Source organism: Actinacidiphila sp. bgisy144 (assembly GCF_057708105.1).
This window is the reverse complement of record NZ_JBYIRM010000003.1, coordinates 328,488-355,128: the sequence shown is the minus strand read 5'-3', so window position 1 is coordinate 355,128 and position 26,641 is coordinate 328,488. Positions and strand designations below refer to the sequence as shown.

Here is a 26,641-nt window from a genome sequence, read left to right as displayed (position 1 = left end):
CAGCCTGACGGGTGCCTGTGCGGCGGCACTTGCCGCGCGTGGCGCGGACACCACCGTCGTCCGTGTGCCTGCCGCGGCCGTGGATCGTGCGGCGGTGGGCGCCGTACTGGGTCAGGTGCTCCAGGACGCGGCGGCACCGGCGGGCGTCGTGTCGCTGCTTGCTCTCGACGAGTCGCCGGTGCCTGGACACTCGGCGGTGCCGCGTGGCTTCGCGGGGACGTTGGCGGTGGTCCAGGCTCTTGGTGACGCGGGGGTGGACGCGCCGCTGTGGGTGCTGACCCGTGGCGCGGTCAGCGCGGCTCCCGGCGAGGCGACCGTGTCCCCGGTGCAGTCCCTGACGTGGGGCTTCGGCCGCGTTGCCGCGCTGGAACACCCCGACCGCTGGGGCGGCGTGGTCGACCTGCCCGCCGGGTTCGACGGGCACGAGGACGACGACGCCCAGGTCACCGCGCGGCTCTGCGCGGTGCTGGCGGGCTGCGGCGAGGACCAGGCCGCCGTCCGCCCGTCCGGGATCTACGGCCGCCGGCTGAGCCGGGCCGACCGCCCGGTCGGCGACGCCGGGCGCTGGACGCCCGGCGGCACCGCCCTGGTCACCGGCGGCACCGGCGCCATCGGCGGGCACGTGGCCCGCTGGCTGGCCGGCCGCGGTGCCCGGCGGCTGGTGCTGACCAGCCGCTCCGGCCCGGCCGCCGCGGGAGTGGCGGCGCGCGCCGCCGAACTTGCCGCCCGCGGCAGCCAGGTCGACGTCTTCGCCTGCGACGTCAGCGACCGCGCCCAGGCGGCCGGGACCCTCGACCGCATCGCGGCGCGGGGCCCCGCCCTGACCACGGTGCTGCACACCGCCGGCATCAACCAGGCCACCCTGGTGCAGGACACCGACCTCGCCGAGACCGACGCCGTCCTCGCCGCCAAGGCGGCCGGCGCGCTGCACCTGCACGAACTGACCCGCGCCCTCGACCTCGACGCGTTCGTGCTGTTCTCCTCGATCTCCGCCACCTGGGGCAGCGGCCTCCAGCCCGCCTACGCCGCCGCCAACACCTTCCTCGACGGCCTCGCCGAGTACCGCAGGGCCCAGGGCCTGCCCGCCACCTCGGTGGCCTGGGGCTCCTGGGGCGGCGGCGGCATGACCGACGAGGAGGGCGCGGCCCAGGGCATACGCCGCGGCCTGATCGTCATGGACCAGGACCACGCCGTGCAGGCGCTCGCCCAGGTCCTGGACGCCGGCGAACCCCAGCTGACCGTCGCCCACGTGGACTGGGAGCGGTTCGCGCCGCCCTTCACCCTGCGCCGGCCCAGCCCGCTGATCGAGCACCTCCCCGACGTCGCGAAGGCACTGGCCGGGGAGCGGCCCGACGCCTCCGCGGGCAGCGCCGCGGACTCCGGACCGGACTCCTCGGCGTCCTGGCGCAAGCAGCTCGCGGGACTGTCCCGCACCGAGCAGCAGCGGACCCTGGTCACCCTCGTCCAGACCCAGGCGGCCGACGTGCTCGACTACGCCTCGCCGGGCGAGGTCGAGGCCACCCGTGCCTTCAGCGACCTCGGCTTCGACTCGCTGACCTCGGTCGAACTGCGCAACCGGCTGAGCGGCGCCACCGGCCTGCACCTGCCCGCCACGCTGATGTTCGACGCCCCCACTCCGGCCGCGACCGCCGACTTCCTGCTCGCCGAACTCGCCGACACGGCCGACCTGGCCGACCAGGAAGGCGCCGCCCGCTCCAACGGGACGCCCGCGCCGACCGGGCCCGCGGACGAACCGCTGGCCATCGTCGGCATGGCCTGCCGCTACCCGGGCGGCGCCACCGGCCCGGAGGAGCTGTGGAACCTCGTCACCGCCGGGGTCGACGCCGTCTCCGTCCTCCCGGCGGACCGCGGCTGGGTCATCGAGGACCGCGAGGGCGACGCCCCGGGCCCCGTCCGCTCCGGCGGCTTCGTCTACGACGCGAGCGGCTTCGACGCCGGCTTCTTCGGGATCAGCCCGCGTGAGGCGGTCTCGATGGACCCGCAGCAGCGGGTGCTGCTGGAGGTGGCCTGGGAGGCGCTGGAGCGGTCCGGGATCGACCCCGCCTCGCTGCGCGGCTCCGCCACCGGCGTGTTCGCCGGCGCCTCCGCCTCCGGCTACGGCTGGAGCTCTGGCGTCCAGAAGGAACTCGACGGCCACCTGGTGACCGGCATCTCCACCAGCGTGGTGTCCGGCCGGGTCTCCTACGTGCTCGGCCTGGAGGGCCCCGCGGTCACCGTGGACACCGCGTGCTCCTCGTCCCTCGTCGCCCTGCACATGGCCTGCCAGGCGGTGCGCTCGGGGGAGTGCTCCCTCGCACTGGCCGGCGGCGTCATGGTGGCGGCCAACCCGCTGCTGTTCGACCAGTTCAGCAAGCAGATGGGGCTGGCCCCCGACGGCCGCTGCAAGCCCTTCTCGGCGGGCGCGGACGGCATGGGCCTGGGCGAGGGCGCGGGCATGCTCGTGGTCGAGCGGCTGTCGGACGCGCGGCGCAACGGCCACAAGGTCCTCGCGGTGGTGCGGGGTTCGGCGATCAACCAGGACGGCGCGTCCAACGGCCTGACGGCGCCGAACGGCCCCTCGCAGCAGCGCGTCATCCGTGCCGCGCTCGCCAACTCCGGTCTGACCGCCGCCGATGTGGACGTGGTGGAGGCGCACGGCACCGGCACGCCGCTGGGCGACCCGATCGAGGCGCAGGCGCTGCTGGCGACCTACGGCCAGGAGCGTCCCGAGGGGCGGCCGCTGTGGCTGGGCTCGATCAAGTCCAACATCGGCCACACGCAGGCCGCCGCCGGTGCGGCGGGCGTCATCAAGATGGTGCTCGCCCTCCAGCACCGCACGCTGCCGAAGACGCTGCACGCGGCCGAACGCTCCCCGCACATCGACTGGACCGCAGGCGACGTCCAACTGCTCACCGGGGCGGAACCCTGGACGGCGGAGGGCCGGGTGCGCCGGGCCGGCGTCTCCTCGTTCGGCATGAGCGGCACCAACGCCCACCTCATCCTCGAGGAGGCCCCCGCCGAGGACGCCGCACCGCTGGACACCGAACCGGTTGAGGCTCCACGGGTGGACGCCGACGAGGCTCCCGCATCGGACCCCGCCGTTCTCGCGTCGGGTGACGTGGCGGCGTGGGTGGTGTCGGGCCGCTCGGAGGAGGGGCTCGCCGCGCAGGCCGGGCGCCTGCGGGACTGGGCCGCGGAACGGCCGGAGCCGGCACCGGCGGACGTGGCGTGGTCGCTCGCGGCGACGCGTTCGGTGTTCGAGCACCGTGCGGTGGTGGTGGCCGGTGACCGGGACGGGTTCGTGGACGGGGTGCGGTGCCTGGCCGCGGGGACCGGGGCGCCGTCGGTCGTCACCGGCACCGCCCGCCCGGCGGGTCGTACGGCGTTCGTGTTCGCGGGTCAGGGTACGCAGTGGATCGGGATGGGGCGTGAACTGCTGGGCGCCTCCCCGTTGTTCGCCGCTCGTCTGGCGGAGTGTGAGGCGGCTCTGGCTCCGCATGTGGAGTGGTCGCTGCGTGACGTGCTGATGGGTGTGGAGGGTGCCCCGGAGTTGGAGGCTGCGGAGGTCGTGCAGCCGGCGTTGTGGGCGGTGATGGTTGCTCTGGCTGCGGTGTGGGAGGCCGCAGGCGTGTCGCCGGACGCGGTGGTGGGTCATTCGCAGGGTGAGATCGCGGCGGCGACGGTGGCGGGGATGCTGTCGTTGGAGGACGCGGCCCATGTGGTGGCGGCTCGTTCGCGTGCGTTGTCGGGGTTGGCGGTGGCCGGGTCGATGGTGTCCGTGGTCATGCCGGTGGGCGCTGTGCAGGAGTTGGTGGACGGCTTCGAGGGTCGTCTGTCGGTGGCGGCGGTGAACGGTCCTGCCGCGGTGGTGGTTTCCGGTGCGCCGGAGGCGTTGGCGGACTTCGAGCGGGAGTTGGCCGCGCGTAGGGCGATGCGGTGGCGTATTCCGTCCACGGATTTCGTGGCGCACTCTCCGGCGGTGGAGCCGTTGGCGGAGCAGTTGCACGGCGAGTTGAGCGGTATCGCGCCTCGCGCCGGTCGGGTGCCGATGGTCTCGACGGTGACCGGTGAGTGGTTGACCGGCGCGGAGGTTGATGCGGGGTATTGGTTTGCGAATCTGCGGCGGACGGTGCAGTTCGAGGGTGCTGTGCGGAGTCTGTTGGCTGCCGGGTACGGGGCGTTCGTGGAGGTGTCGCCGCATCCGGTGTTGACCGCGGCGGTCGCGGAGACGGCGGAGGACGCGGGGGCCGCGGATGTTCTGACGGTGGGGACGTTGGAGCGGGAGAACGCGGGGTCGGCGCGGCTGCTCACGTCCCTCGGGCAGGCGCATGTCGGCGGGCTGCCGGTGGACTGGCGGCGGGTGCTACCGGTCGGTGTGACGGTGGATCTGCCGACGTATGCGTTCCAGCGGCGCCGGTACTGGCTGGAGTCGGCGGGTGCGGCGCCCGTCGTCGGCGGGGATGGTGCGTCGTCGGAGGCGGAGGCCCGGTTCTGGGCGGCGGTGGAGGGTGGTGATCTGGCGGGGATCGCGGAGACGCTGTCCATCGAGGACGAGCGCCACCTGCATGACGTGCTGCCCGCGCTCGCGTCCTGGCGGCGGCGTGAGCGGGAGCGGTCGGTGACGGAGGGATGGCGCTACCGGGTGTCGTGGGTTCCGGTGGCCGATCCGGTGGGCGGGGTGTTGTCAGGTCGGTGGTTGCTGGTGGTTCCGGCAGGTGGTGCCGGTGGTGGGCTGGCGGATCAGTGCCGTGCGGTGGTGGAGGCGCGCGGGGCCGAGGTCGTGGTGGTGGAGGTGGCCGGCGCCGCGAGCCGGGAGGCGGTGGCGGAGCTGGTGCGGGGTGCGGTGCCGGAGGGCGGGTTCGCCGGGGTGTTGTCGTTGCTGGCGGTGGATGAGGCGCCGTTGGAGGGGTACCCGTCGGTGTCGGTGGGGCTGGGCGCGACGCTGGGGTTGGTGCAGGGGCTGGGGGACGCGGGTGTGGGGGCGCCGTTGTGGGTGGCGACGTGCGGGGCGGTGGGCGTGCCGGGTGATGAGCCGGTGCGCGCGGAGCAGACGCAGGTGTGGGGCCTGGGCCGGGTGGTCGGGTTGGAGCACCCGGAGCGCTGGGGTGGCCTCGTGGATCTCCCGGCCGTGTTCGACGGTGCGGACGGCCGGATCGCCGCGCGGTTGGCGGGGGTGCTGGCGGGCTGCGGTGAGGACCAGGTCGCGATCCGTGCGGCGGGCGTGCTGGGCCGGCGGTTGCTGCACGCCGCGTTGCCGGCGGCGCCGGAGCGGGAGTGGAGCCCGCGGGGCAGCGTGCTGCTGACCGGCGGCACCGGCGCCATCGCCGGGCACAGCGCGCGCTGGCTGGCCGGCCGCGGCGCCCAGCGGCTGGTGCTGACCAGCCGGTCGGGCCCGGCCGCCGCCGACGTGGCCGCGCGCGCCGCCGAACTGGCCGCCGGCGGCGCCCGCGTGGACGTCCTCGCCTGCGACGTGAGCGACCGCGCCCAGGTGGCCGGGACCCTCGACCGGATCGCGGCGGAGGGCCCCGCGCTCTCCGCGGTGCTGCACACCGCCGGCATCGGGGAGACCGTGCCGGTGGCGGAAGCCGACCTGGCCGCGACTGACGCGCTCCTGGCCGTCAAGGCGGCGGGCGCCCGGCACCTGGACGAGCTGACCCGCGAACGCGGCCTGGACCTGGACGCGTTCGTGCTCTTCTCGTCGATCTCGGCGGTCTGGGGCAGCGTCGTGCAGCCCGCCTACGCGGCCGCCAACACCTATCTCGACGGCCTCGCCGAACGCCGCAGGGCCCAGGGCCTGGCCGCGACCTCCGTGGCCTGGGGCCCGTGGGGCGGGGGCGGCATGACCGACGACGAGACCGCCGGACGGCTCGCCCGCGGCGGGGTGGCCCTCATGGACGCCGACCTCGCGGTGCAGGCGCTCGCCCAGCTCGTGGACGGCCGCGAGGGGCCGACGACCATCGTGGACGTGGACTGGTCGCGGTTCGCCGTGCCCTTCACGCTGCGCCGGTCCAGCCCGCTGATCGAGAGCCTGCCCGAGGTCGCCGCGGCCCTGGCCGAGGAGGCCGCGGAACCGGCCGGCGACCCGGCCGCGGGCGCCTCGCTCCGCGAGGAACTGGCCGGTCTGCCCCGGGCCGAGCAGCACCGGGCGCTGGTCCGGCTGGTGCAGGCGCAGGCCGCCGCGGTCCTCGACTACGCCGCTCCGGAGGACGTGGAGGCCACCCGCCCCTTCAGCGACCTCGGCTTCGACTCGCTGACCTCCGTCGAGCTGCGGAACCGGCTGAGCGGCGCCACCGGCCTGCAACTGCCGGCCACGCTGCTGTTCGACCACCCCACCCCCGAGGCGGTGGCCGGCCACCTGTGGGACGAGGAGTTCCAGGAGCAGACGGGCCCGGCGTCCCTGGTGGAGGAGGTCGACCGGCTGGGGTCGCTGCTCACCGGCACGGCACCGGACGAGAAGACGTACGACCTGGTCACCGAGCGTCTCCAGGGTCTCCTCGCCCAGTGGAAGGAGACCGGCGCCCCGCAGGGGAGCCAGGCGGTCGCGGACAAGATCGGCTCCGCCTCGGACGACGAGATCTTCGAGTTCATCCACCGGGAACTCGGCCGGTAAATGGCCCACGTCAGGTGCGGACGGCACGTACGCGTTTCACGAACTGGACTGGTGACATCCGATGGCAGATGAAGAGGCCCTCCGCGATTACCTCAAGTGGGTGACGACCGACCTCTACCACACGCGGCAGCGCCTGCGTGAGGTCGAGGAGCGCAGCCACGAGCCCATCGCCCTGGTCGGCATCGGCTGCCGCTACCCCGGCGGAGTCGCGAGCCCGGAGGACTTCTGGAACCTGCTGGCCACCGGCCAGGAGGGCATCGTCGACGTCCCCACCGACCGCGGCTGGGACCTGGAGAAGCTGACGGAGCCGGACCCGGACGGCGGCACGCGCCGCCTCCGGGGCGGCTTCGTCGACGACGCCAGCGGCTTCGACGCCGGCTTCTTCGGCGTCAGCCCCCGCGAGGCCGTCGCCATGGACCCGCAGCAGCGGCTGCTGCTGGAGGTGTGCTGGGAGGCGCTGGAGCGGGCCGGTATCGACCCGAACTCCCTGCGCGGTTCGCAGACCGGCGTGTTCGCCGGCGCGTCGCTGTCCGGCTACGGCTTCGGCACCGACGAGGACCTGGACGTCCACCTGATGACGGGGACCTCCACCAGCGTCATCTCCGGCCGGGTCTCCTACTCGCTGGGCCTGGAAGGCCCCGCGGTGACGGTGGACACCGCCTGCTCGTCGTCGCTGGTCGCGCTGCACCTGGCGGTGCAGGCGGTGCGCTCCGGGGAGTGCACGCTCGCGCTGGCCGGCGGCGTCACCGTCACCACCGTCCCCGTGATGTTCACCCAGTTCTCCAAGCAGCTCGGCCTTGCCCAGGACGGCCGCTGCAAGGCGTTCTCCGCCGACGCCGACGGCATGGGGATATCCGAGGGCGCCGGCATGGTCGTGGTGGAGCGCCTGTCCGACGCGCGCCGCAACGGCCACCCGGTGCTCGCCGTGGTCCGCGGCTCCGCCATCAACCAGGACGGCGCCTCCAACGGCCTCGCCGCGCCCAACGGCCCGTCCCAGCAGCGCGTCATCCGCGCCGCGCTGGCCAGCGCCCGCCTGTCCACCGCGGACATCGACCTGGTGGAGGCGCACGGCACCGGCACCACGCTGGGCGACCCGATCGAGGCGCAGGCCGTACTGGCCACCTACGGTCAGGGCCGGCCGGCGGACCAGCCGGTCCGGCTGGGTTCGGTGAAGTCCAACATCGGCCACACCCAGGCCGGCGCCGGCATCGCGGGCGTGATCAAGCTGGTCCTGTCGCTGCAGCACCAGCGGATGCCGCGGACGCTGCACGCCGAGGAGCCCTCGCCGCACATCGACTGGTCGGCCGGCGACGTCGAGCTGCTGCGCGAGGCCCGGCCCTGGCCCCGGGGGGAGCGCACCCGCCGCGGCGGCGTCTCCTCGTTCGGCGTCAGCGGGACGAACGCGCACGTCATCGTGGAGGAGGCGCCGGCCGAGGAGCCCGCGGAGGCCGACGGCGAGAACGCCCCGGACGCCGCCGCAGTAGAGGAGGACGGCGGCCGCACCGCGGAACCGCTGCTGCCCGGTGCCGGCGCCTGGCTGGTGTCGGCCCGTTCCGCGGAGGGGCTGGCGGCGCAGGCGGACCGGCTGCGGGAGTGGGTGGCGGCCCGTCCGGAGCTGCAACTGGCCGATGTGGCGTGGTCGTTGGCGGCGACGCGTACGGCGTTCGAGCACCGCGCGGTCGTACTCGGTGTGGAACGTGGGGAGTTGCTGGCGGGGGCGCAGGCCGTCGCCGAGGGTGCGTCGTCGGCCTCGGTCGTCTCCGGAGTCGCGCGTTCCGGCGTCCAGGTCGGGCTGGTCTTCGCCGGCCAGGGATCGCAGTGGACCGGCATGGGCCGGGAGTTGTACGGGTCCAGCCCGCTGTTCGCCGAGGTCTTCGACCAGGTGTGCGGGCTCCTGCAAACGGAGTTGGGTGCGGCCGTTCCCGTACGGGATGTCGTGCTGGGCGCCGAGGGTGTGGACGCGGGTCTGGCGGATCAGACGTTGTACGCGCAGACGGGCCTGTTCGCCTTTGAGGTGGCGTTGGCTGCGGTGTTGGAGGCCGCGGGGGTGCGGCCGGATGCGGTGGTGGGTCACTCGGTGGGTGAGGTGGCTGCCGCGTATGTGGCGGGGGTGTTGTCGCTTCCGGACGCCTGCAAGCTCGTGGCGGTGCGGGCGCGGTTGATGCAGGACTTGCCGTCGGGTGGGGCGATGGCGTCGATCAAGACGCCGGAGGCGGAGGTTGTCGCTTCCTTCGCCGAGGTGACCGGTGAGGTCGCGGTCGCCGCGGTGAACGGTCCGGACTCGGTCGTCGTGTCCGGCGCGGTCGAAGCGGTCGACGCGCTGGTGGAGTTGTGGCGCGAGCGCGGTCACCGGGTGCGGCCGCTGCGGGTGTCGCACGCGTTCCACTCGCCCGCCATGGACCCCGTACTCGACGGCCTCGGTGCCACGGCGCAGGGGATCGAGCACAGCCGGCCCAAGGTGCTCTGGGCAGGCGCCCTCAGCGGTGCGTTGGTGTCGGACCCGGACGCCGGGTACTGGACCGCGCAGGCACGGCAGGCGGTCCGCTTCGCCGACGCCGTCGCCGCCCTTGCCAGGGAAGGCGTCTCCGTCTTCCTGGAGGTCGGCCCGGACGGCTCCCTGTCCTCCCTCGGCCCGGACGCGGTCGCCGAAGTGCAGGGCGCGGAGCCCGCGTTCGTGCCGCTCCAGCGCCGTACCGACGAGGGCGTGACCGGCCTGGAGACGGGTTTGGCCCGGGCCTTCGTGCACGGCGCCCCCGTCGACTGGCGGTCGGTGCTGCCCACCGCCACCCAGGTGGAGTTGCCGACGTACGCCTTCCGGCACCAGCGGTACTGGCCGAAGGGCATGATGTCGCTGCCCGGCACCGTGAAGCACGGCGCCGGCGACCCGGCCGAACTCGGGCTGGAAGCGTTCGGCCACCCCATGCTGCGCGCCGTCGTCGAACTCGCCGGCGAGGACCAGCTGGTGTGCACCGGACGGCTGTCCGCCCGCGCCCAGAGCTGGCTGACCGACCACACCCTCGGCGGGGTGGCGCTGCTGCCCGGCACCGGCTTCGTGGAACTCGTGGTCAGCGCGGGCCACCAGGCGGGCTGCCCGGTGCTGGCCGAACTCACCCTGGACGAGCCGCTGACGCTCCCCGCCGACGGTGCCGGCACGCAGATCCAGGTGCTCGTCGGCGCCGCGGACGAGGACGGCCGGCGCCGGGTGGACGTCTTCGCCCGCCCCGACCGCTCCGAGGAGGAGCACAGCTGGGTCAGGTACGCCACCGCCCTCGTCGCCCCCGGCCGCATGCCCGCGCGGCAGCCGGTCAGGACCCCCGCCGACCTCACCGCGTGGCCCCCGCGCAACGCCCGCGCCCTGGACGTCGCCGACCTGTACACGGTGCGGCTCGCCGACGTCTACGGCCCGGCGCTCCAGGGCCTGCGCGGCGTCTGGCAGCGCGGCGACGACGTGTTCGCCGAAGTGGCGCTGCCGGAGGACGCCGGCGCCGCCGACACCTACGGCATCCACCCGGTGCTGCTCGACGCCGCCCTGCTCGCCGACTCCGTCGCCGGGCCGGCCCAGGGCCGCGACAACGCCACCGGACCGGACCGCATCCGCGTGCCGCACGCCTGGCGGGGCGTGGAACTGCACGCCGCCGGCGCGTCCGTGCTGCGGGTCCGGCTGCGCCGGGACGCCGACGGCACCCTGGCGCTGACCGCGGCCGACACCGCCGGCACCATGGTGCTGTCGGTGGACTCCGTCGCGACCCGGCCGCTCTTGGCCGACCAGGTGCGGGCCGACGACGCCTGGGTCCGGGACGCCCTGTTCACCGTCGAATGGCTCCCGCAGCAGCGCGGCGGCTCGCGCGGCAGCGCGGCCAACCCCGCCCTGCACCCGCCGCAGCAGGGGGAGTGGGCCCTGATCGGCGCCGACCGCTTCGCCGCGGCCGAGCAGCTGAACGCCGCCGGGACACCGGTGCGCACCTACCCCGGCGTCGCCGAACTCGCGGCGGCCGCCGCCGCGGGCGCCATCGTGCCGCGCACCGTGCTCGCCTGCCTCAGCGGCGGCGCGGCCGACGACCCGTCCGTCCCGGCGGACCGAAGCGGTGTCGCCGCGGCCGCCCGGCGCGTCACCACCGATACGCTGACGCTCCTTCAGGAATGGCTCGCCGCATCGGAGTTGCAGCCCGCACAGCTCGTCCTGCTCACCCGCGGCGGCGTCCCGGTGCACCCCGGCGAGCGCGTCGCCGACCCGGCGGCGGGCGCCGTACGGGGCCTGCTGCGCTCCGCCCAGATGGAGCACCCCGGCCGCTTCGTGCTCGCCGACCTCCCCGCCGACGGTGACGCCGCCGACACCGCCGCGCTGCCCGCCGCCCTGGCCGTCGGCGAACCCGAACTCGCCCTACGGCAACGGCAGGCGTACGTCCGCCGCATGGTCCGCCCCACCGGCGGACCCGCCTCCGACGACCGCCCCGGGACGCGAGAGACCGCGGGCCCGCGCACGGTACTGGTCACCGGCGGCACCGGAACCCTCGGCGGCGTCGTCGCCCGGCACCTCGCCGCCACCGGCCGGGCCGACGAGGCCCTCCTCCTCAGCCGCTCGGGACCGGCCGCCGCCGGCGTCGCCGCACTGGCCGCCGACGTGGCCGCGCACGGCGCCGACGTGCGGGTCGTCGCCTGCGACGCCGCGGACCGCGACGCGCTGTCCCGCGTCCTGGACGGCATCCCCGCCGGCCGCCCCCTGCGGACGGTCGTGCACACCGCCGGCATCATCGACGACGGCCTCGTCGACTCGCTCACCGCCGAGCAGGTGGCCGCGGTGCTGCGCCCCAAGGTCGACGCCGCCTGGCACCTGCACGAGCTGACCCGCGACAGCGACCTGGACCACTTCGTGCTGTTCTCCTCCGTGGCCTCCGCGTTCGGCGGCGCGGGACAGGGCAACTACGCGGCCGCCAACTCCTTCCTCGACACCCTGGCCGGCCACCGCCGGGCCGCCGGACTGGCCGGCACCGCGCTGGCCTGGGGCCCCTGGATGCCGGAAGCCGGCATCGGCCGGGACCTCGACGAGGTGATGCTCCGCCGCATGACCGGCTCCGGCCTCGCCGCACTCAGCGAGGACGAGGGCCTGACCCTGCTGGACCTGGCCCTGGACCGCCCCGAGGCCGTCCTCGTTCCGGCCCGCCTGCACAAGGCCGGGCTGCGGGCCCAGGCCGCCGCCACCGGTATCCCCACCCTGTGGACGGAACTCGCCGACGACCTCGCCCCGCGCCGGGCCGCCGTCACCTCCGCCGCCGGCGCCACCGCCGCGGCCGGCGCCGACGCAGCCCAGCAACTCCGGGAGCAGCTGTCCGCGCTGACCGGCCCCGAACGCGACCGGCTCCTGCTCGACCTGGTCCGCAGCCACGCGGCCGCCGTCCTCGGCCACCCCTCCGGTGACGCCGTGGAGGCCGGCCGGCCCTTCACCGACCTGGGCTTCGACTCGCTGATCGCCGTCGAGTTCCGCAACCGGCTGAACCCGGCGACCGGCCTGCGCCTGTCGTCCACCCTGGTCTTCGACTACCCCACCCCGGTGGAACTTGCCGCACACCTGCGGGAGCAGCTCGCCGACGACCTCACGGACGCCGCCACTGCCGTCCCGGAGACCTTCGCCGCGTCCGCCGCCGACGAGCCCATCGCGATCGTCGGCATGGCCTGCCGCTTCCCCGGCGGCGTGACCAGCCCGGATGAGCTGTGGCAGATGCTCACCGACGGCACCGAGGGCCTGTCGACCTTCCCCACCGACCGCGGCTGGGACCTCGAATCCCTCTACAACCCGGACATCGAGCACGCCGGCACCTCCTACACCCAGGTCGGCGGCTTCCTCCAGGAAGCCGGCGCCTTCGACCCCGGCTTCTTCGGGATCAGCCCGCGCGAGGCGCTGGCGATGGACCCGCAGCAGCGCCTGCTGCTGGAGACGTCCTGGGAGGCGCTGGAGCGCGCCGGGATCGACCCGGCCACCCTGCGCGGCAGCCGCACCGGCGCCTTCGTCGGCGGCTACGGCTCCTCCTACCTCGCCGTCAGCGTCACCGACGAAGAGGAACTCGAAAGCCTCGGCGCCCACCTGATGACCGGCAACGCCGCCAGCGTGCTGTCCGGCCGCGTCTCCTACACCCTCGGCCTGGAGGGCCCCGCGGTCACCATCGACACCGCGTGCTCCTCCTCGCTCGTCGCCCTCCACCTGGCGGCGCAGGCCCTGCGCGCCGGGGAGTGCTCCCTGGCGCTGGCCGGCGGTGTCACCATCATGGCCAGCCCCGACGGCTTCCTGGCGTTCTCGCACGCCCGGGGCCTCGCGGCGGACGGACGCTCCAAGGCGTTCTCCGACGACGCCGACGGCATGGGCATGGCCGAGGGCGCCGGCATGCTCGTGGTCGAGCGGCTGTCGGACGCCCGCCGCAACGGCCACGAGGTCCTCGCCGTGCTGCGCGGCTCCGCCATCAACCAGGACGGCGCCTCCAACGGCCTGACCGCCCCCAACGGCCCCTCGCAGCAACGCGTCATCCGCGCCGCGCTCGCCAACTCCGCCCTGACCACGGCCGATGTGGACGTGGTCGAGGCGCACGGCACCGGTACGACGCTGGGTGACCCGATCGAGGCCCAGGCGCTCCTGGCCACCTACGGCCAGGACCGCGGCGACCGCGGCTCGCTGCTGCTGGGCTCGGTGAAGTCCAACATCGGCCACACGCAGGCCGCCGCCGGTGTCGCCGGCGTCATCAAGATGGTGCTGGCCCTCCGGCACGAGCAGCTGCCGCAGACGCTGCACGCCGAGGTGCCGTCCTCGCACGTGGACTGGACCGCCGGTGAGGTGCGGCTGCTCACCGAGGCCCTTCCGTGGCAGTCCGACGGCCGGGTGCGCCGGGCCGGCGTCTCCTCGTTCGGCATCAGCGGGACGAACGCGCACGTCATCCTGGAAGAGGCCCCCGCGGCGGAGCCTGTGGAGGCGGCCGGGGAATCCGGGGACTCCTCGGACCCCGAGGCCGCGGCGGTGGCGGCGGTCGCGGTCGCCGTCGTGCCGGACGCCGGCGCCGGGGCCTGGGTGGTCTCCGGGCGCACCGCCGAAGCGCTCGCCGCGCAGGCGGGCCGGCTGCGGGAGTGGGTCTCGGCCCGTCCCGAGCTGCAACCGGCCGACGTGGCCTGGTCGTTGGCGGCCACCCGCTCGGTCTTCGAGCACCGCGCGGTGATCGTCGGCGGTGGCCGCCAGGAACTCCTGTCCGGCCTGGCGAGCGTGGTGTCCGGTACGCCGTCGGGTGCGGTGGTGTCGGGGAAGGCCCGTTCGGCGGCGCGTCCGGTGTTCGCGTTCGCGGGTCAGGGGTCGCAGTGGGTGGGGATGGGGCGTGAGCTGGCGTCGGTGTCGCCGGTGTTCGCGGCTCGGTTGGCGGAGTGTGCGGCGGCTTTGGCGCCGTATGTGGAGTGGTCGCTGCATGAGGTGTTGGCGGGGGCTGAGGGTGCTCCGGCGCTTGAGGCGGCTGATGTGGTGCAGCCGGCGTTGTGGGCGGTGATGGTGTCTTTGGCCGCGGTCTGGGAGGCGGCTGGTGTCGCGCCCGAGGCGGTGGTGGGGCATTCGCAGGGTGAGATCGCGGCGGCGACGGTGGCGGGGATGCTGTCGTTGGAGGATGGCGCGCGGGTGGTGGCGTTGCGGTCGCAGTCGTTGAAGGTGTTGGCGGGTGCGGGCGGGATGCTGTCGGTCAGCAGGTCTGCCGAACAGGTTGAGGAGCGGTTGGCCCGGTTCGGGGACGCTGTCGCGTTGGCGGCGGTCAATGGTCCGTCGGCGGTGGTGGTGTCGGGTGAGCCCGCAGCTCTGGAGGAGTTGAAGGCGGAGTTCGAGGCCGAGGGCACTCGTGCCCGGATGGTGGCGGTGGATTACGCGTCCCACTCGGCGCAGGTGGACCGCCTGGAGGACGAGATCACGTCCGTCCTGGCGGGCATCAACCCTCGTCGGGGCCGGGTGCCCATGGTGTCGGCGATGACCGGGGAGACCCTGACCGGTGAGGAGTTGGACGCGGGGTACTGGTTCCGGAGTCTGCGGGCGACGGTCCATTTCGACCGTGCCGTGCGGACGTTGGCGGCCCGCGGCCACCAGCTCTTCGTCGAGGTCACTCCGCACCCGGTCCTGATGGGTGCCATGAACGACACCCTGGAAGAGGTCGCCCAGGAGGCGGGCCATGGCGCCGAACCCGCTGCCGTCTGCGCGACGTTGCGGCGTGACGAGGGCGGCACGGACCGCCTGGTGACCTCGCTCGCCGAAGCCTTCGCCGGCGGTGCGCCGGTGGACTGGACGTCGGTCCTGCCCGCCGGGCAGCAGGTGGAGCTGCCGACGTACGCCTTCCGCCACCGGCGCTACTGGCCGGAAGGCATGCTGGCGCTGCCCACCGGCGGCTTGGCCGCGACGGGCGGCGGCAGTGCGAGCCCCGATGTCGAGGCCGCGTTCTGGGCGGCCGTCGAGGGCGGCGACCTGACCCGCCTCGGGGGCACCCTCGCGTTGGACGCCGGGCGCCCGTTCCACGAGGTGCTGCCGGCGCTGGCGTCCTGGCGGCGGCGCGAGCAGGACCGTTCCACCACCGCCGGCTGGCGCTACCGGATCACCTGGTCGGCCGTCGCCGAGCCGGACTCCCGGCTGCTGTCCGGCCGGTGGCTGGTGGTGACCCCGGCCGGAGCCGACGACGACACGGCCGGGCAGTGTGTCGCCGCGCTCTCCGCCCGCGGCGCCGAGGTCACACGGGTCGAGGTCCCCGCCGGAACCGCCGACCGGACGGAGACGGCCGAACTGCTGGCCCAGGCCGCCGAAGTGTCCGCCGTCGCCGGTGTGTTGTCGCTGCTGGCGCTGGACGAGACGCCCCTGCCCGACCACCCCGTGGTCACCGCCGGCCTGGCCGGCACCCTCGCGCTCGTCCAGGCACTCGGGGACACCGGCATCGGGGCCCCGCTGTGGCTCGCCACCCGCGGCGCCGTCGCGGCCGGCCGGGGCGAGGCGCTGACGCACCCCGTGCAGGCGCAGGTGTGGGGCCTCGGCCGCGTGGTCGGGATCGAACACCCGGAGCGCTGGGGCGGGTTGGTGGACCTGCCGGAGACAGTGGACGAGCGGGTCGGCGCGCGGCTGGTCGCGGTCCTGGCCGGCTGCGGCGAGAACGAGGTCGCCGTCCGGCGCGCGGGCATCCTGGGACGCCGGCTGTCGAGCGTCGCACGCGGCCGCGGCTCCGCCGACGGCTGGACCCCGCGCGGCAGCGTGCTGCTCACCGGCGGCACCGGGGCGATCGCCGGGCATGTGGCGCGCCGGCTCGCCGGCCGGGGCGCCGAGCGCCTGGTGCTGACCAGCCGTTCCGGCCCCGCGGCCGAGGGCGCGGCGGCGCTGGCCGCCGAACTCGCCGCGGCCGGCACGCGAGTGGACCTCGTCTCCTGCGACGTGAGCGAGCGCCCGGCCCTGTCCTCGCTGCTGGCGCGGATCGCGGCGACCGGCCCGGCCCTGTCGTCGGTGCTGCACACCGCGGCGGTGCTCGACGACGGCGTGGTGGACCGCCTGACCCCGGATCGCCTGGCCTCCGTGCTGCACGTGAAGGTCCGCGGCGCGGAGCTGCTGGACGAGTTGACCGCGGAGCTGGACCTGGACGCGTTCGTGCTGTTCTCCTCGGCGGCCTCCACGCTCGGTGGCCCGGGGCAGGGCAACTACGCCGCGGCGAACGCGTACTTGGACGCGCTGGCGGAGAACCGCCGTTCGCGCGGCCTGGCCGGTCTCTCGGTCGCCTGGGGCCTGTGGGGCGGTGCCGGGCTGGCGCAGTCCAACGAGGCGATCCGCTCCCGTATGCGCCGGACCGCCATGCCGCCGATGGACCCGCAGCTCGCGGTGGAGGCCCTGGTCGAGACCGTCAACGGCCCGCACGCCGCGGTGACGGTGATGGACTTCGACCCGGAGCAGCTGGGATCGGCACCGGGCACGGCGCACGTCCTCGACATGCCGCTGGTCCGTGACATGCCGGAGATCCGGCGGCTGGCCGCAGCCCGCGCCGGTGCGGGCAGCACCGCCGCCGCGCCGCGCGCCGAGGGCGAACTCGCCGCCCGGCTGGCCGGTGTGAGCCGGTACGAGCAGGACCGGATACTGACCGACCTGGTCCGTGCCGAGGCCGCCGCCGTACTCGGCCACGACTCGGCCGACCTGGTGCAGGCCCGGCAGGCGTTCCGCGACCTCGGCTTCGACTCGCTGACCTCCGTCGAACTGCGCAACCAGCTCAACGCGGCGACCGGGCTCCGGCTGCCGGCCACCCTCGCCTTCGACCACCCGACCCCGGTGGAGCTGGCCGCCTTCCTGCACGGCGAACTCGTCGGCGAGCAGGCGCTCGCCGGTCCCGCCGAAACCGCCACGGCCGCTCCGGTGGCCGCCACGGTGGTTGCGGCGACCGAGGAGCCGTTGGCGATCGTGGGGATGGCGTGTCGTTTCCCGGGGGGTGCGGGTTCTCCGGAGGAGTTCTGGGAGTTGCTGTCCTCTGGTGGGGACGCGGTGGGTGGGTTCCCGACGGATCGCGGTTGGGACTTGGAGGGCTTCTTCGACCCGGACGGCACGACGTCGGGTACGTCGTCTACGGAGTCGGGTGCGTTTCTGCGGGATGTGGCGGACTTCGACGCGGGCTTCTTCGGGATCAGTCCGCGTGAGGCGTTGGCGATGGACCCGCAGCAGCGGTTGCTGCTGGAGACGTCGTGGGAGGCGCTGGAGCGGGCGGGGATCGACCCGTCGTCGCTGCGGGGCAGCCGGACCGGCGTCTTCGCCGGCGGCTTCGGCTCCGGTTACGCCATCGGCATGGCCCTGACCGGCCAGGACGGTGCCGGTGTCGAGGGCCACCTGATGACGGGCAACTCGACCAGCGTCCTGTCGGGCCGGGTGTCGTATGTGCTGGGTCTGGAGGGGCCGGCGGTGACGGTGGACACGGCGTGTTCGTCGTCGCTGGTGGCGCTGCATCTGGCGGTGCAGGCGGTGCGGTCGGGTGAGTGCTCGATGGCGTTGGCCGGTGGTGTGACGGTGATGGCCATGCCGTTCTCGTTCGTGGAGTTCTCGCGGCAGCAGGGGTTGTCGGTGGATGGGCGGTGCCGGGCGTTCTCGGAGGATGCGAACGGCACGGGCTGGGCTGAGGGCGCGGGTGTGCTGGTGGTGGAGCGGTTGTCGGATGCGCGGCGCAAGGGGCACAAGGTTCTTGCGGTGGTGCGGGGTTCGGCGGTCAACCAGGATGGTGCGTCGAACGGTCTGTCGGCGCCGAACGGTCCGTCGCAGCAGCGGGTGATCCGCGCCGCCCTGGCCAACGCCCGCCTGACCGCCGCCGACGTTGACGTGGTGGAGGCCCACGGCACCGGTACGACGCTGGGTGACCCGATCGAGGCGCAGGCGCTGCTGGCGACGTACGGGCAGGAGCGTGCCGGGGGTCGGCCCCTGTGGCTGGGCGCGGTGAAGTCCAACATCGGTCACACGCAGGCGGCTGCGGGTGTGGCGGGTGTGATCAAGATGGTGCTGGCGCTCCAGCATGAGCAACTGCCGCAGACGCTGCATGTGAACACGCCGACATCGCACGTGGACTGGTCCGCGGGTGAAGTGCGTCTGCTCGGTGAGCCGGTGGCGTGGCCGGCGGGGGAGCGTCTGCGCCGCGCGGGTGTGTCGGCGTTCGGGATCAGCGGGACGAACGCGCACGTCATCGTGGAGGAGGCGCCGGCCGAGGAACCGGCCGAGGGTGACTCCGCCACGGCTGTGACGGACCCGGACGCGCTGCCCTTGCTGGACGGCGAAGCTGCCGGTGTGTGGGTGGTCTCGGCTCGTTCGGCGGACGGGTTGGTGGCGCAGGCGGGTCGTCTTCGGGAGTGGGTGGCGGCTCGTCCGGCGGTGGAGCCGGTTGATGTGGCGTGGTCGTTGGCGGCGACGCGTACGGCGTTCGAGCACCGTGCGGTCGTGTTGGGCGCGGATCGTGGGGAGTTGCTGGCGGGGGTCCAGGGCATCGCCGCGGGTGTGTCGTCGGCTTCGGTGGTTGCCGGGGTGGCGCGGGCTGATGCCCGGGTGGGGTTGGTCTTTGCGGGTCAGGGTGCGCAGTGGGCGGGGATGGGCCGGGAGTTGTACGCGTCCAGCCCGCTCTTCGCCGAGGTCTTCGACCGGGTGTGCGGGCTGTTGGAGTTGGAGTTGGGCGCGGCGGTTCCCGTGCGGGATGTCGTGCTGGGCGTTGAGGGTGTGGACGCGGGTCTGGCGGATCAGACGTTGTACGCGCAGACGGGTCTGTTCGCCTTTGAGGTGGCGTTGGCTGCGGTGTTGGAGGCCGCGGGGGTGCGGCCGGATGCGGTGGTGGGTCACTCGGTGGGTGAGGTGGCTGCCGCGTACGTCGCCGGGGTGTTGTCGCTGCCGGATGCCTGCAAGCTCGTGGCGGTGCGGGCGCGGTTGATGCAGGAGTTGCCGTCGGGTGGGGCGATGGCGTCGATCAAGGCGCCGGAGGCGGAGGTTGTCGCTTCCTTCGCCGAGGTGACCGGTGAGGCCGCGGTCGCGGCGGTGAACGGTCCGGACTCGGTCGTGGTGTCCGGTGCGGTCGAAGCGGTGGACGCGCTGGTGGAGTTGTGGCGCGAGCGCGGGCATCGGGTGCGTCCGTTGCGGGTGTCGCACGCGTTCCACTCCCTGGCGATGGACCCGGTGCTGACGGAACTGGCTGCTGTTGCAGACGGGATCGCGTTCAGTCGTCCGGAGGTGATGTGGGCGGGTGCTCTGACGGGTGAGTTGGTGTCGGAGCCGGCGGCTGGTTACTGGCCCGGGCAGGTGCGGCAGGCGGTCCGCTTCGCTGACGCGGTCGCGGCCCTTGCCAGGGAAGGGGTGACGGTCTTCCTGGAGGTCGGCCCGGACGGTTCGCTGTCCTCCCTCGGCCCTGACGCTGTGGCCGTCGTGGAGGGTGTGGAGCCGGCGTTCGTGCCGCTCCAGCGTCGTACCGACGAGGGCGTGACCGACCTCGCGACGGGCCTGGCCCGGGCGTTCGTCGAGGGTGCTCCGGTGGACTGGAAGCGGGTGCTGCCCGCCGCCACACCGGTGGAGCTGCCGACGTACGCCTTCCGCCACCAGCGGTTCTGGCCCGAGGGTGTGCTGCCGCTCATGCCATCGGTCGCCGCCGCCGGTGGTGGTGAGAGTGCGACCACCGCCGCGGAGGCGGAGTTCTGGGCGGCCGTGGAGGAGGGCGACCTGGCGCAGGTCGCCGACACTCTGGCGGTGGAGGACGAGGAGCAGCTTCGTACGCTCCTGCCGGCGTTGGCGTCGTGGCGGCGCCGCGAGCTGGACCGGTCGGCCACCGCCGACTGGCGCTACCGGACCGTCTGGTCGCCCGTCACCGAACCCGACCCCCGCGTCCTGGCCGGCACTTGGGCGCTGCTGGCGCCGGCCGGAGCGGCGGAGACGCTGCGGCAGCAGTGCGCGGACGCGCTGACCGCCCGCGGTGCGAAGGTCGCGGTGGTTGAGGTGCCGTCCGGCACGGTGGACCGCGCCGAACTGGCGGCGCTGCTGGGCGAGATGACGGGTGCGGCGGAGATCTCCGGTGTGCTGTCCCTGCTCGCGCTGGACGAGGCGCCGCTGCCGGAGCACCCGGAGGTCAGCGGAGGTGTCGCGGCCACCCTCGGCCTGGTACAGGCGCTCGGCGACGCGGGGATCGGGGCGCCGCTGTGGATCGCGACGTCCGGTGCGGTGGCGGCGGGTCCGGGTGAGGTGCTGGCGCATCCGGTGCAGGCGCAGGTGTGGGGTCTGGGCCGGGTCGTGGCTCTGGAACACCCGGACCGCTGGGGCGGGTTGGTGGACCTGCCGGAGTCGCTGGACGAGCGTGCCGCCGCGCGGCTGGTCGGTGTACTGGCCGGCCGCGGGGAGAACGAGGTGGCCCTGCGGCCCTCCGGGGCCCTCGGCCGCCGGCTGGCCCGCGCCACCCGGCAAGGGTCCGGGACGGGCCTGTCGACACGCGGTACCACGTTGATCACCGGCGGCACGGGTGCGATCGCCGGACACGTGGCGCGCCGGCTGGCCCAGCAGGGTGCCGAACGGCTGGTGCTGACCAGCCGCTCGGGAACTTCGGCCCAGGGCGTCGCCGCTCTCGCCGCCGAACTGGCGCAGGCCGGCTCCGCGGTGGAGGTCATCGCATGTGACGTCAGCGAACGGGTCCCGCTGGCCGCGCTGTTGGACCGGATCGGCGCGACCGGTCCGGAGCTGGCGTCCGTACTGCACACGGCCGCGGTGCTGGACGACGGCGTGGTGGACCGGCTGTCGGTCGCCCGCCTCCGCACGGTCCTGGCGGTCAAGGCCCAGGGTGCCGCTCTGCTGGACGAGCTGACCGCTGACCTGGACCTGGACTCCTTCGTGCTGTTCTCGGCCGCGGCGGCGACGCTCGGCGGCGCGGGGCAGGGCAACTACGCGGCGGCCAACGCCTATTTGGACGCGTTGGCGGAGAACCGGCGGGCCCGGGGGTTGAACGCGTTGGCTGTGGCCTGGGGTGCGTGGTCGGGTGGGGGCATGGCCGAGTCGAGCGGAGCAGTGCGGGCGAGGGTCGAGCGCGGGGCGATGCCGCCGATGGACCCGCAGCTCGCCGTCCGCGCGCTGGACGAGGCCCTGCGCGGGCCGGACACCTGCGTCGCTGTCATGGACGTGGACTGGGCGCGGCTGTCCTCCGGGCCGGGGACCGCGGACGTGCTGCGCAGGCCGCTCGTGCGGGACCTGCCCGAGGTGCGCCGCCTGGCCGCCGCGGCCGACGCCCCGGCCGCCGCCGGGAACGCCGAGGGCGAACTGCCGCGCCGGCTGGCCGGGCTGGACCGGACCGAGCAGGAGCGCCTCCTCACGGAGGTGGTGCGCGGTGAGGCCGCCGTCGTACTCGGACACACCTCGGCCGACGCCGTGGAGGACCGGCGCGCCTTCAAGGACCTCGGCTTCGACTCGCTGACCGCCGTCGAGCTGCGCAACCGGCTCGCCGCGGCGACCGGTCTGCGGCTGCCGTCGACCCTGGTCTTCGACTACCCGACCCCGATGGCACTGGCCGCCTTCCTGCGCGGTGAGCTGACCGGCGGGCAGCCGGACACCGCCGGCGCCCGGGGCGGCGCCCTCGCGGTGGCGGCGCCGTCGGACGAGCCGCTGGCGATCGTCGGCATGGCCTGCCGCTTCCCCGGCGGCGTCGGAAGCCCGGAGGAGTTCTGGCAGTTGCTCGCCTCCGGCGGTGACGCGGTGGGCGGCTTCCCGACCGACCGCGGCTGGGACCTGGAGAACGTCTTCGACCCGGACGGCGAGCGGGAGGGCACCTCCTACGTCGCCCAGGGCGCGTTCCTGCGGGACGCCGCCGAGTTCGACGCGGGCTTCTTCGGGATCAGCCCGCGTGAGGCGCTGGCGATGGACCCGCAGCAGCGGCTCATGCTCGAGACGTCCTGGGAGGCGCTGGAGCGGGCCGGGATCGACCCGGCGTCGCTGCGGGAGAGCGCCACCGGTGTCTTCGCCGGCGGGTTCGCCTCCGGCTACGGGCTCGGCGTGACGCTGGCCGGCCGCGGCGACGAGTCCGGCTCCGAGGGACACGTCCTGACCGGCAACGCCACCAGCGTGCTGTCCGGCCGGGTGTCCTACGTACTGGGTCTCGAGGGCCCGGCGGTCACCGTGGACACCGCCTGCTCCTCGTCCCTGATGGCACTGCACCTGGCGGGCCAGGCGCTGCGCTCCGGCGAGTGCACGCTCGCTCTGGCCGGCGGCGCGACGGTGATGGCCACCCCGGGCACCTTCGTCGACTTCTCCCGGCAGCAGGGCCTCTCGGCGGACGGCCGCTGCCGCGCCTTCTCGGAGGACGCGGACGGCACCGGCTGGGCCGAGGGCGTCGGCATGCTGGTCGTGGAGCGGCTGTCGGACGCGCGGCGCAACGGGCACGAAGTCCTCGCGGTCGTACGCGGCTCGGCGGTCAACCAGGACGGCGCGTCCAATGGCCTCACCGCCCCCAACGGTCCCTCGCAGCAGCGCGTCATCCGCGCCGCCCTGGCCAACGCCCGCCTGACCGCCGCCGACGTGGACGTGGTCGAGGCGCATGGCACCGGCACCCGGCTGGGCGACCCGATCGAGGCCGGCGCACTGCTGGCGACCTACGGCCAGGAGCGTCCCGAGGGGCGGCCGCTGTGGCTCGGGTCGGTGAAGTCCAACATCGGCCACACGCAGGCCGCGGCGGGCGTCGCGGGCATCATCAAGATGGTCCTGGCGTTGCGGCACGAGCAGTTGCCGCAGACCCTGTACGCCGACGAGCCGTCGTCCCACGTGGACTGGACGGCCGGTGAGGTGCGGCTGCTGACCGAGGCCAGGCCCTGGCAGTCCGACGGCCGGGTGCGCCGTGCCGCCGTCTCGGCGTTCGGGATGAGCGGCACCAACGCGCACATCATCCTGGAGGAGGCCCCCGCCGCGCCGGACGCCGCCGACGCCCCCGACGACACCGCGGCACCGGACACCGCACCGGAAGCCCCCGTGCTCTCCGGTGCCGGCGCCTGGCTCCTGTCCGGCCGCACCGCGGACGGACTGGCGGCACAGGCCGGGCGGCTGCGCGAGTGGACCCTCGCCCACCCGGAGCTGCAACCGGCCGACGTGGCCTGGTCGTTGGCGGCCACCCGCTCGGTCTTCGAGTACCGGGCCGTCGTGGTCGGCGGCGACCGCACCGCTCTGCTGAGCGGCCTGGTGAGTCTCGCGTCGGGTACGCCGTCGGGTGCGGTGGTCTCGGGGGTGGCGCGTGCGGACACCCGTCCGGTGTTCGCGTTTGCGGGTCAGGGGTCGCAGTGGGTGGGGATGGGGCGTGAACTGGCGGGTGTGTCGCCGGTGTTCGCGGCTCGTCTTGCGGAGTGTGCGGCGGCGTTGGCGCCGTATGTGGAGTGGTCGCTGCATGAGGTGTTGGCGGGTGCTGAGGGTGCTCCGGCGCTTGAGGCGGCTGATGTGGTGCAGCCGGCGTTGTGGGCGGTGATGGTGTCGCTGGCCGCGGTCTGGGAAGCGGCCGGGGTAGCGCCCGAGGCGGTGGTGGGTCACTCGCAGGGTGAGATCGCGGCGGCGACGGTCGCCGGGATGCTGTCGCTGGAGGACGGTGCGCGGGTGGTGGCGTTGCGGTCGCAGTCGTTGAAGGTGTTGGCGGGTGCGGGCGGGATGCTGTCGGTCAGTAAGTCCGCGGCTGAGGTTGAGGAGCGGTTGGCCCGGTTCGGGGACACCGTGGCGCTGGCGGCCGTCAACGGTCCGTCGGCGGTGGTGGTGTCGGGTGAGCCCGCAGCTCTGGAGGAGTTGAAGGCGGAGTTCGAGGCCGAGGGCACCCGTGCCCGGATGGTGGCGGTGGACTACGCGTCCCATTCGGCGCAGGTGGATCGCCTGGAGGACGAGATCACGTCCGTTCTGGCGGGGATCAGTCCGCGTCGGGGCCGGGTTCCGATGGTGTCGGCGATGACCGGGGAGACCCTGACCGGTGAGGAGTTGGATGCCGGGTACTGGTTCCGCAGTCTCCGTGCGACGGTCCACTTCGACCGTGCGGTGCGGACGTTGGCCAGCCGCGGCCACCAGCTCTTCGTCGAGGTCACTCCGCACCCGGTCCTGATGGGTGCCATGAACGACACCCTGGAGGACGTGGCCCAGGAGGCGGGCCATGGCGCTGAACCCGCCGCCGTCTGCCCGACGTTGCGACGTGACGACGGCGGTACGGACCGCCTGGTGACCTCGTTCGCCGAGGCGTTCGTCCGCGGCGCCGACGTCGACTGGCGTGCCGTCCTGCCCGCCGGGCAGCAGGTGGAACTTCCCACCTACGCCTTCCGCCACAGCCGGTTCTGGCCGGAAGGCATCCTGGCGCTGCCCGTGCCCGGCGCCGTGACCGACACGGACGGGACCTCCGCCGAGGTCGACGCTGCCTTCTGGGCGGCCGTCGAGGGCGGTGACCTGGCCCGGCTCGGCGAGACATTGTCGTTGGACGCCGGGCGCCCGTTCCACGAGGTGCTGCCGGCGCTGGCGTCCTGGCGGCGGCGCGAGCAGGACCGTTCCACCACCGCCGGCTGGCGCTACCGGATCACCTGGTCCGCCATCGCCGAACCGGACGCCGGACTGCTGTCCGGCCGGTGGCTGGTGGTGGCTCCGACCGGTGCGGATGGCGGTGCGGACGGCGGCGCGGCCGAGCAGACCGCGGCCGCGCTCTCCGCGCGCGGCGCCGACGCCGTACTGGTCGAGGTGCCGGCCGGCACCACGGACCGCGACGCGCTGGCCGCCGAGCTCACCGGCCACTCCGAGGCGTCCGCCGTCGCCGGTGTGCTGTCGCTGCTGGCGCTGGACGAGACGCCGCTGCCCGACCACCCGGTGGTGACCGCCGGGGTGGCCGCCAACCTCGCCCTCGTGCAGGCGCTCGGGGACATCGGCATCGAGGCCCCGCTGTGGCTCGCCACCCGCGGCGCCGTGGCGGCCGGCCCGGGGGAGGCGCTGGCCCGCCCGGTGCAGGCGCAGGCATGGGGCTTCGGCCGGGTCGTCGCACTGGAGCAGCCCCAGCGCTGGGGCGGCCTGGTCGACCTGCCGGAGACGGTGGACGAACGGGCCGGTACGCGGCTGGTCGCGGTCCTGGCCGGCTGCGGCGAGAACGAGGTGGCCATCCGGTCCGCCGGGGTACTGGGCCGCAGGATGTCGCGGGTGCCGCGGCGCGAGGTCCGTACGTCCTGGACGCCGAAGGGGACCGTGCTGGTCACCGGCGGCACCGGTGCGATCGCCGGGCACCTGTCGCAGTGGCTGGTCGGCCGGGGCGCCGAACGGATCGTGCTCACGGGCCGCTCCGGCCCCGCGGCCGGCGACGCCGCCGCACGCGCCGCCGAACTGGCCGAGGCCGGTACCCATGTCGACGTCATCTCCTGCGACGTCTCCCGGCGTGCCCCGCTGACCGGCCTGCTCGACTGGATCGGCGGCAGCGGCCCGGCCCTGTCCTCGGTGCTGCACACCGCGGCGGTGCTCGACGACGGCGTGGTGGACCGCCTGACGCCGGCCCGGATGGAAACCGTGCTGGGCGTGAAGGCGCATGGCGCGGAGCTGCTGGACGAGTTGACGTCGGAGCTGGACTTGGACGCGTTCGTGCTGTTCTCCTCGGCGGCCTCCACGCTCGGTGGCCCGGGGCAGGGCAACTACGCCGCGGCGAACGCGTACTTGGACGCGCTGGCGGAGAACCGCCGCTCGCGCGGCCTGGCCGGTCTCTCGGTCGCCTGGGGGCTGTGGGGCGGTGCCGGGCTGGCGCAGTCCAACGAGGCGATCCGGTCCCGCATGCGCCGGATACCGATGCCGCCGATGGACCCGCAGCTCGCCGTCCGGGCGCTCGGCGAGTCCCTGGACGGACCCGAGCCGAACGTCGCCGTCATGGACTTCGACTGGCAGCAGCTGGGCTCCGCACCCGGCTCGGCCGGCGAACTGGAGATGCCGCTGGTCCGCGACATCCCCGAGATCCGCCGGCTGGCCGCCGAGCGCGCCGCCGCGGGGAGCACCGCCCCCCGCGGCGGCGGCGAGGGCGAACTCGCCGCCCGCGTGGCCGGACTGAGCCGGGCCGAACAGGTCAGGGTGCTGACCGACGCCGTACGCGCCGAGGCCGCCGCCGTGCTCGGGCACGCCTCGGCGGACAGCGTGCAGGCCCGGCAGGCCTTCAAGGACCTGGGCTTCGACTCGCTGACCGCGGTCGAATTGCGCAACCGCCTCGGCGCGGTGACCGGGTTGCGGCTGCCGGCCACCCTGGTCTTCGACCACCCCACCCCGACCGCCCTCGCCGAACGGCTCCGCACCGAGCTCGCTCCCGAGGAGTCGGTGGAAGCACCGCTCCTCACCGAACTCGACCGACTGGAGGCCGCCTTGCGCTCCGGTCCGGTGGACGCGCCGGTGCGGGAGGAAGCCACCGCCCGGCTGCGGAGGCTGCTGGAACTCGTCGGGGAGCAACCCGGCGACCGCGGCAGGAAGCGGAGCGCGGCCGCCATCGACGACGCCTCGGACGACGAACTCTTCGCCTTCGTCGAGGAATTCGAGTGACACCCGCCCGGCCTTGACCG

General features: G+C 74.6%; 2 pseudogenes. Both read left to right on the top strand.

From position 1 onward, the window contains the following. Positions 1–64: 64 nt before the first annotated feature. Positions 65–6,610: pseudogene (locus tag AC3EVP_RS05725) on the top strand (type I polyketide synthase); the annotation flags it as partial. A gap of 76 nt (positions 6,611–6,686) precedes the next feature. Further along, positions 6,687–26,621, top strand: a pseudogene (locus tag AC3EVP_RS05720) (type I polyketide synthase); the annotation flags it as partial. Between the last annotated feature and the right edge of the window lie 20 nt (positions 26,622–26,641).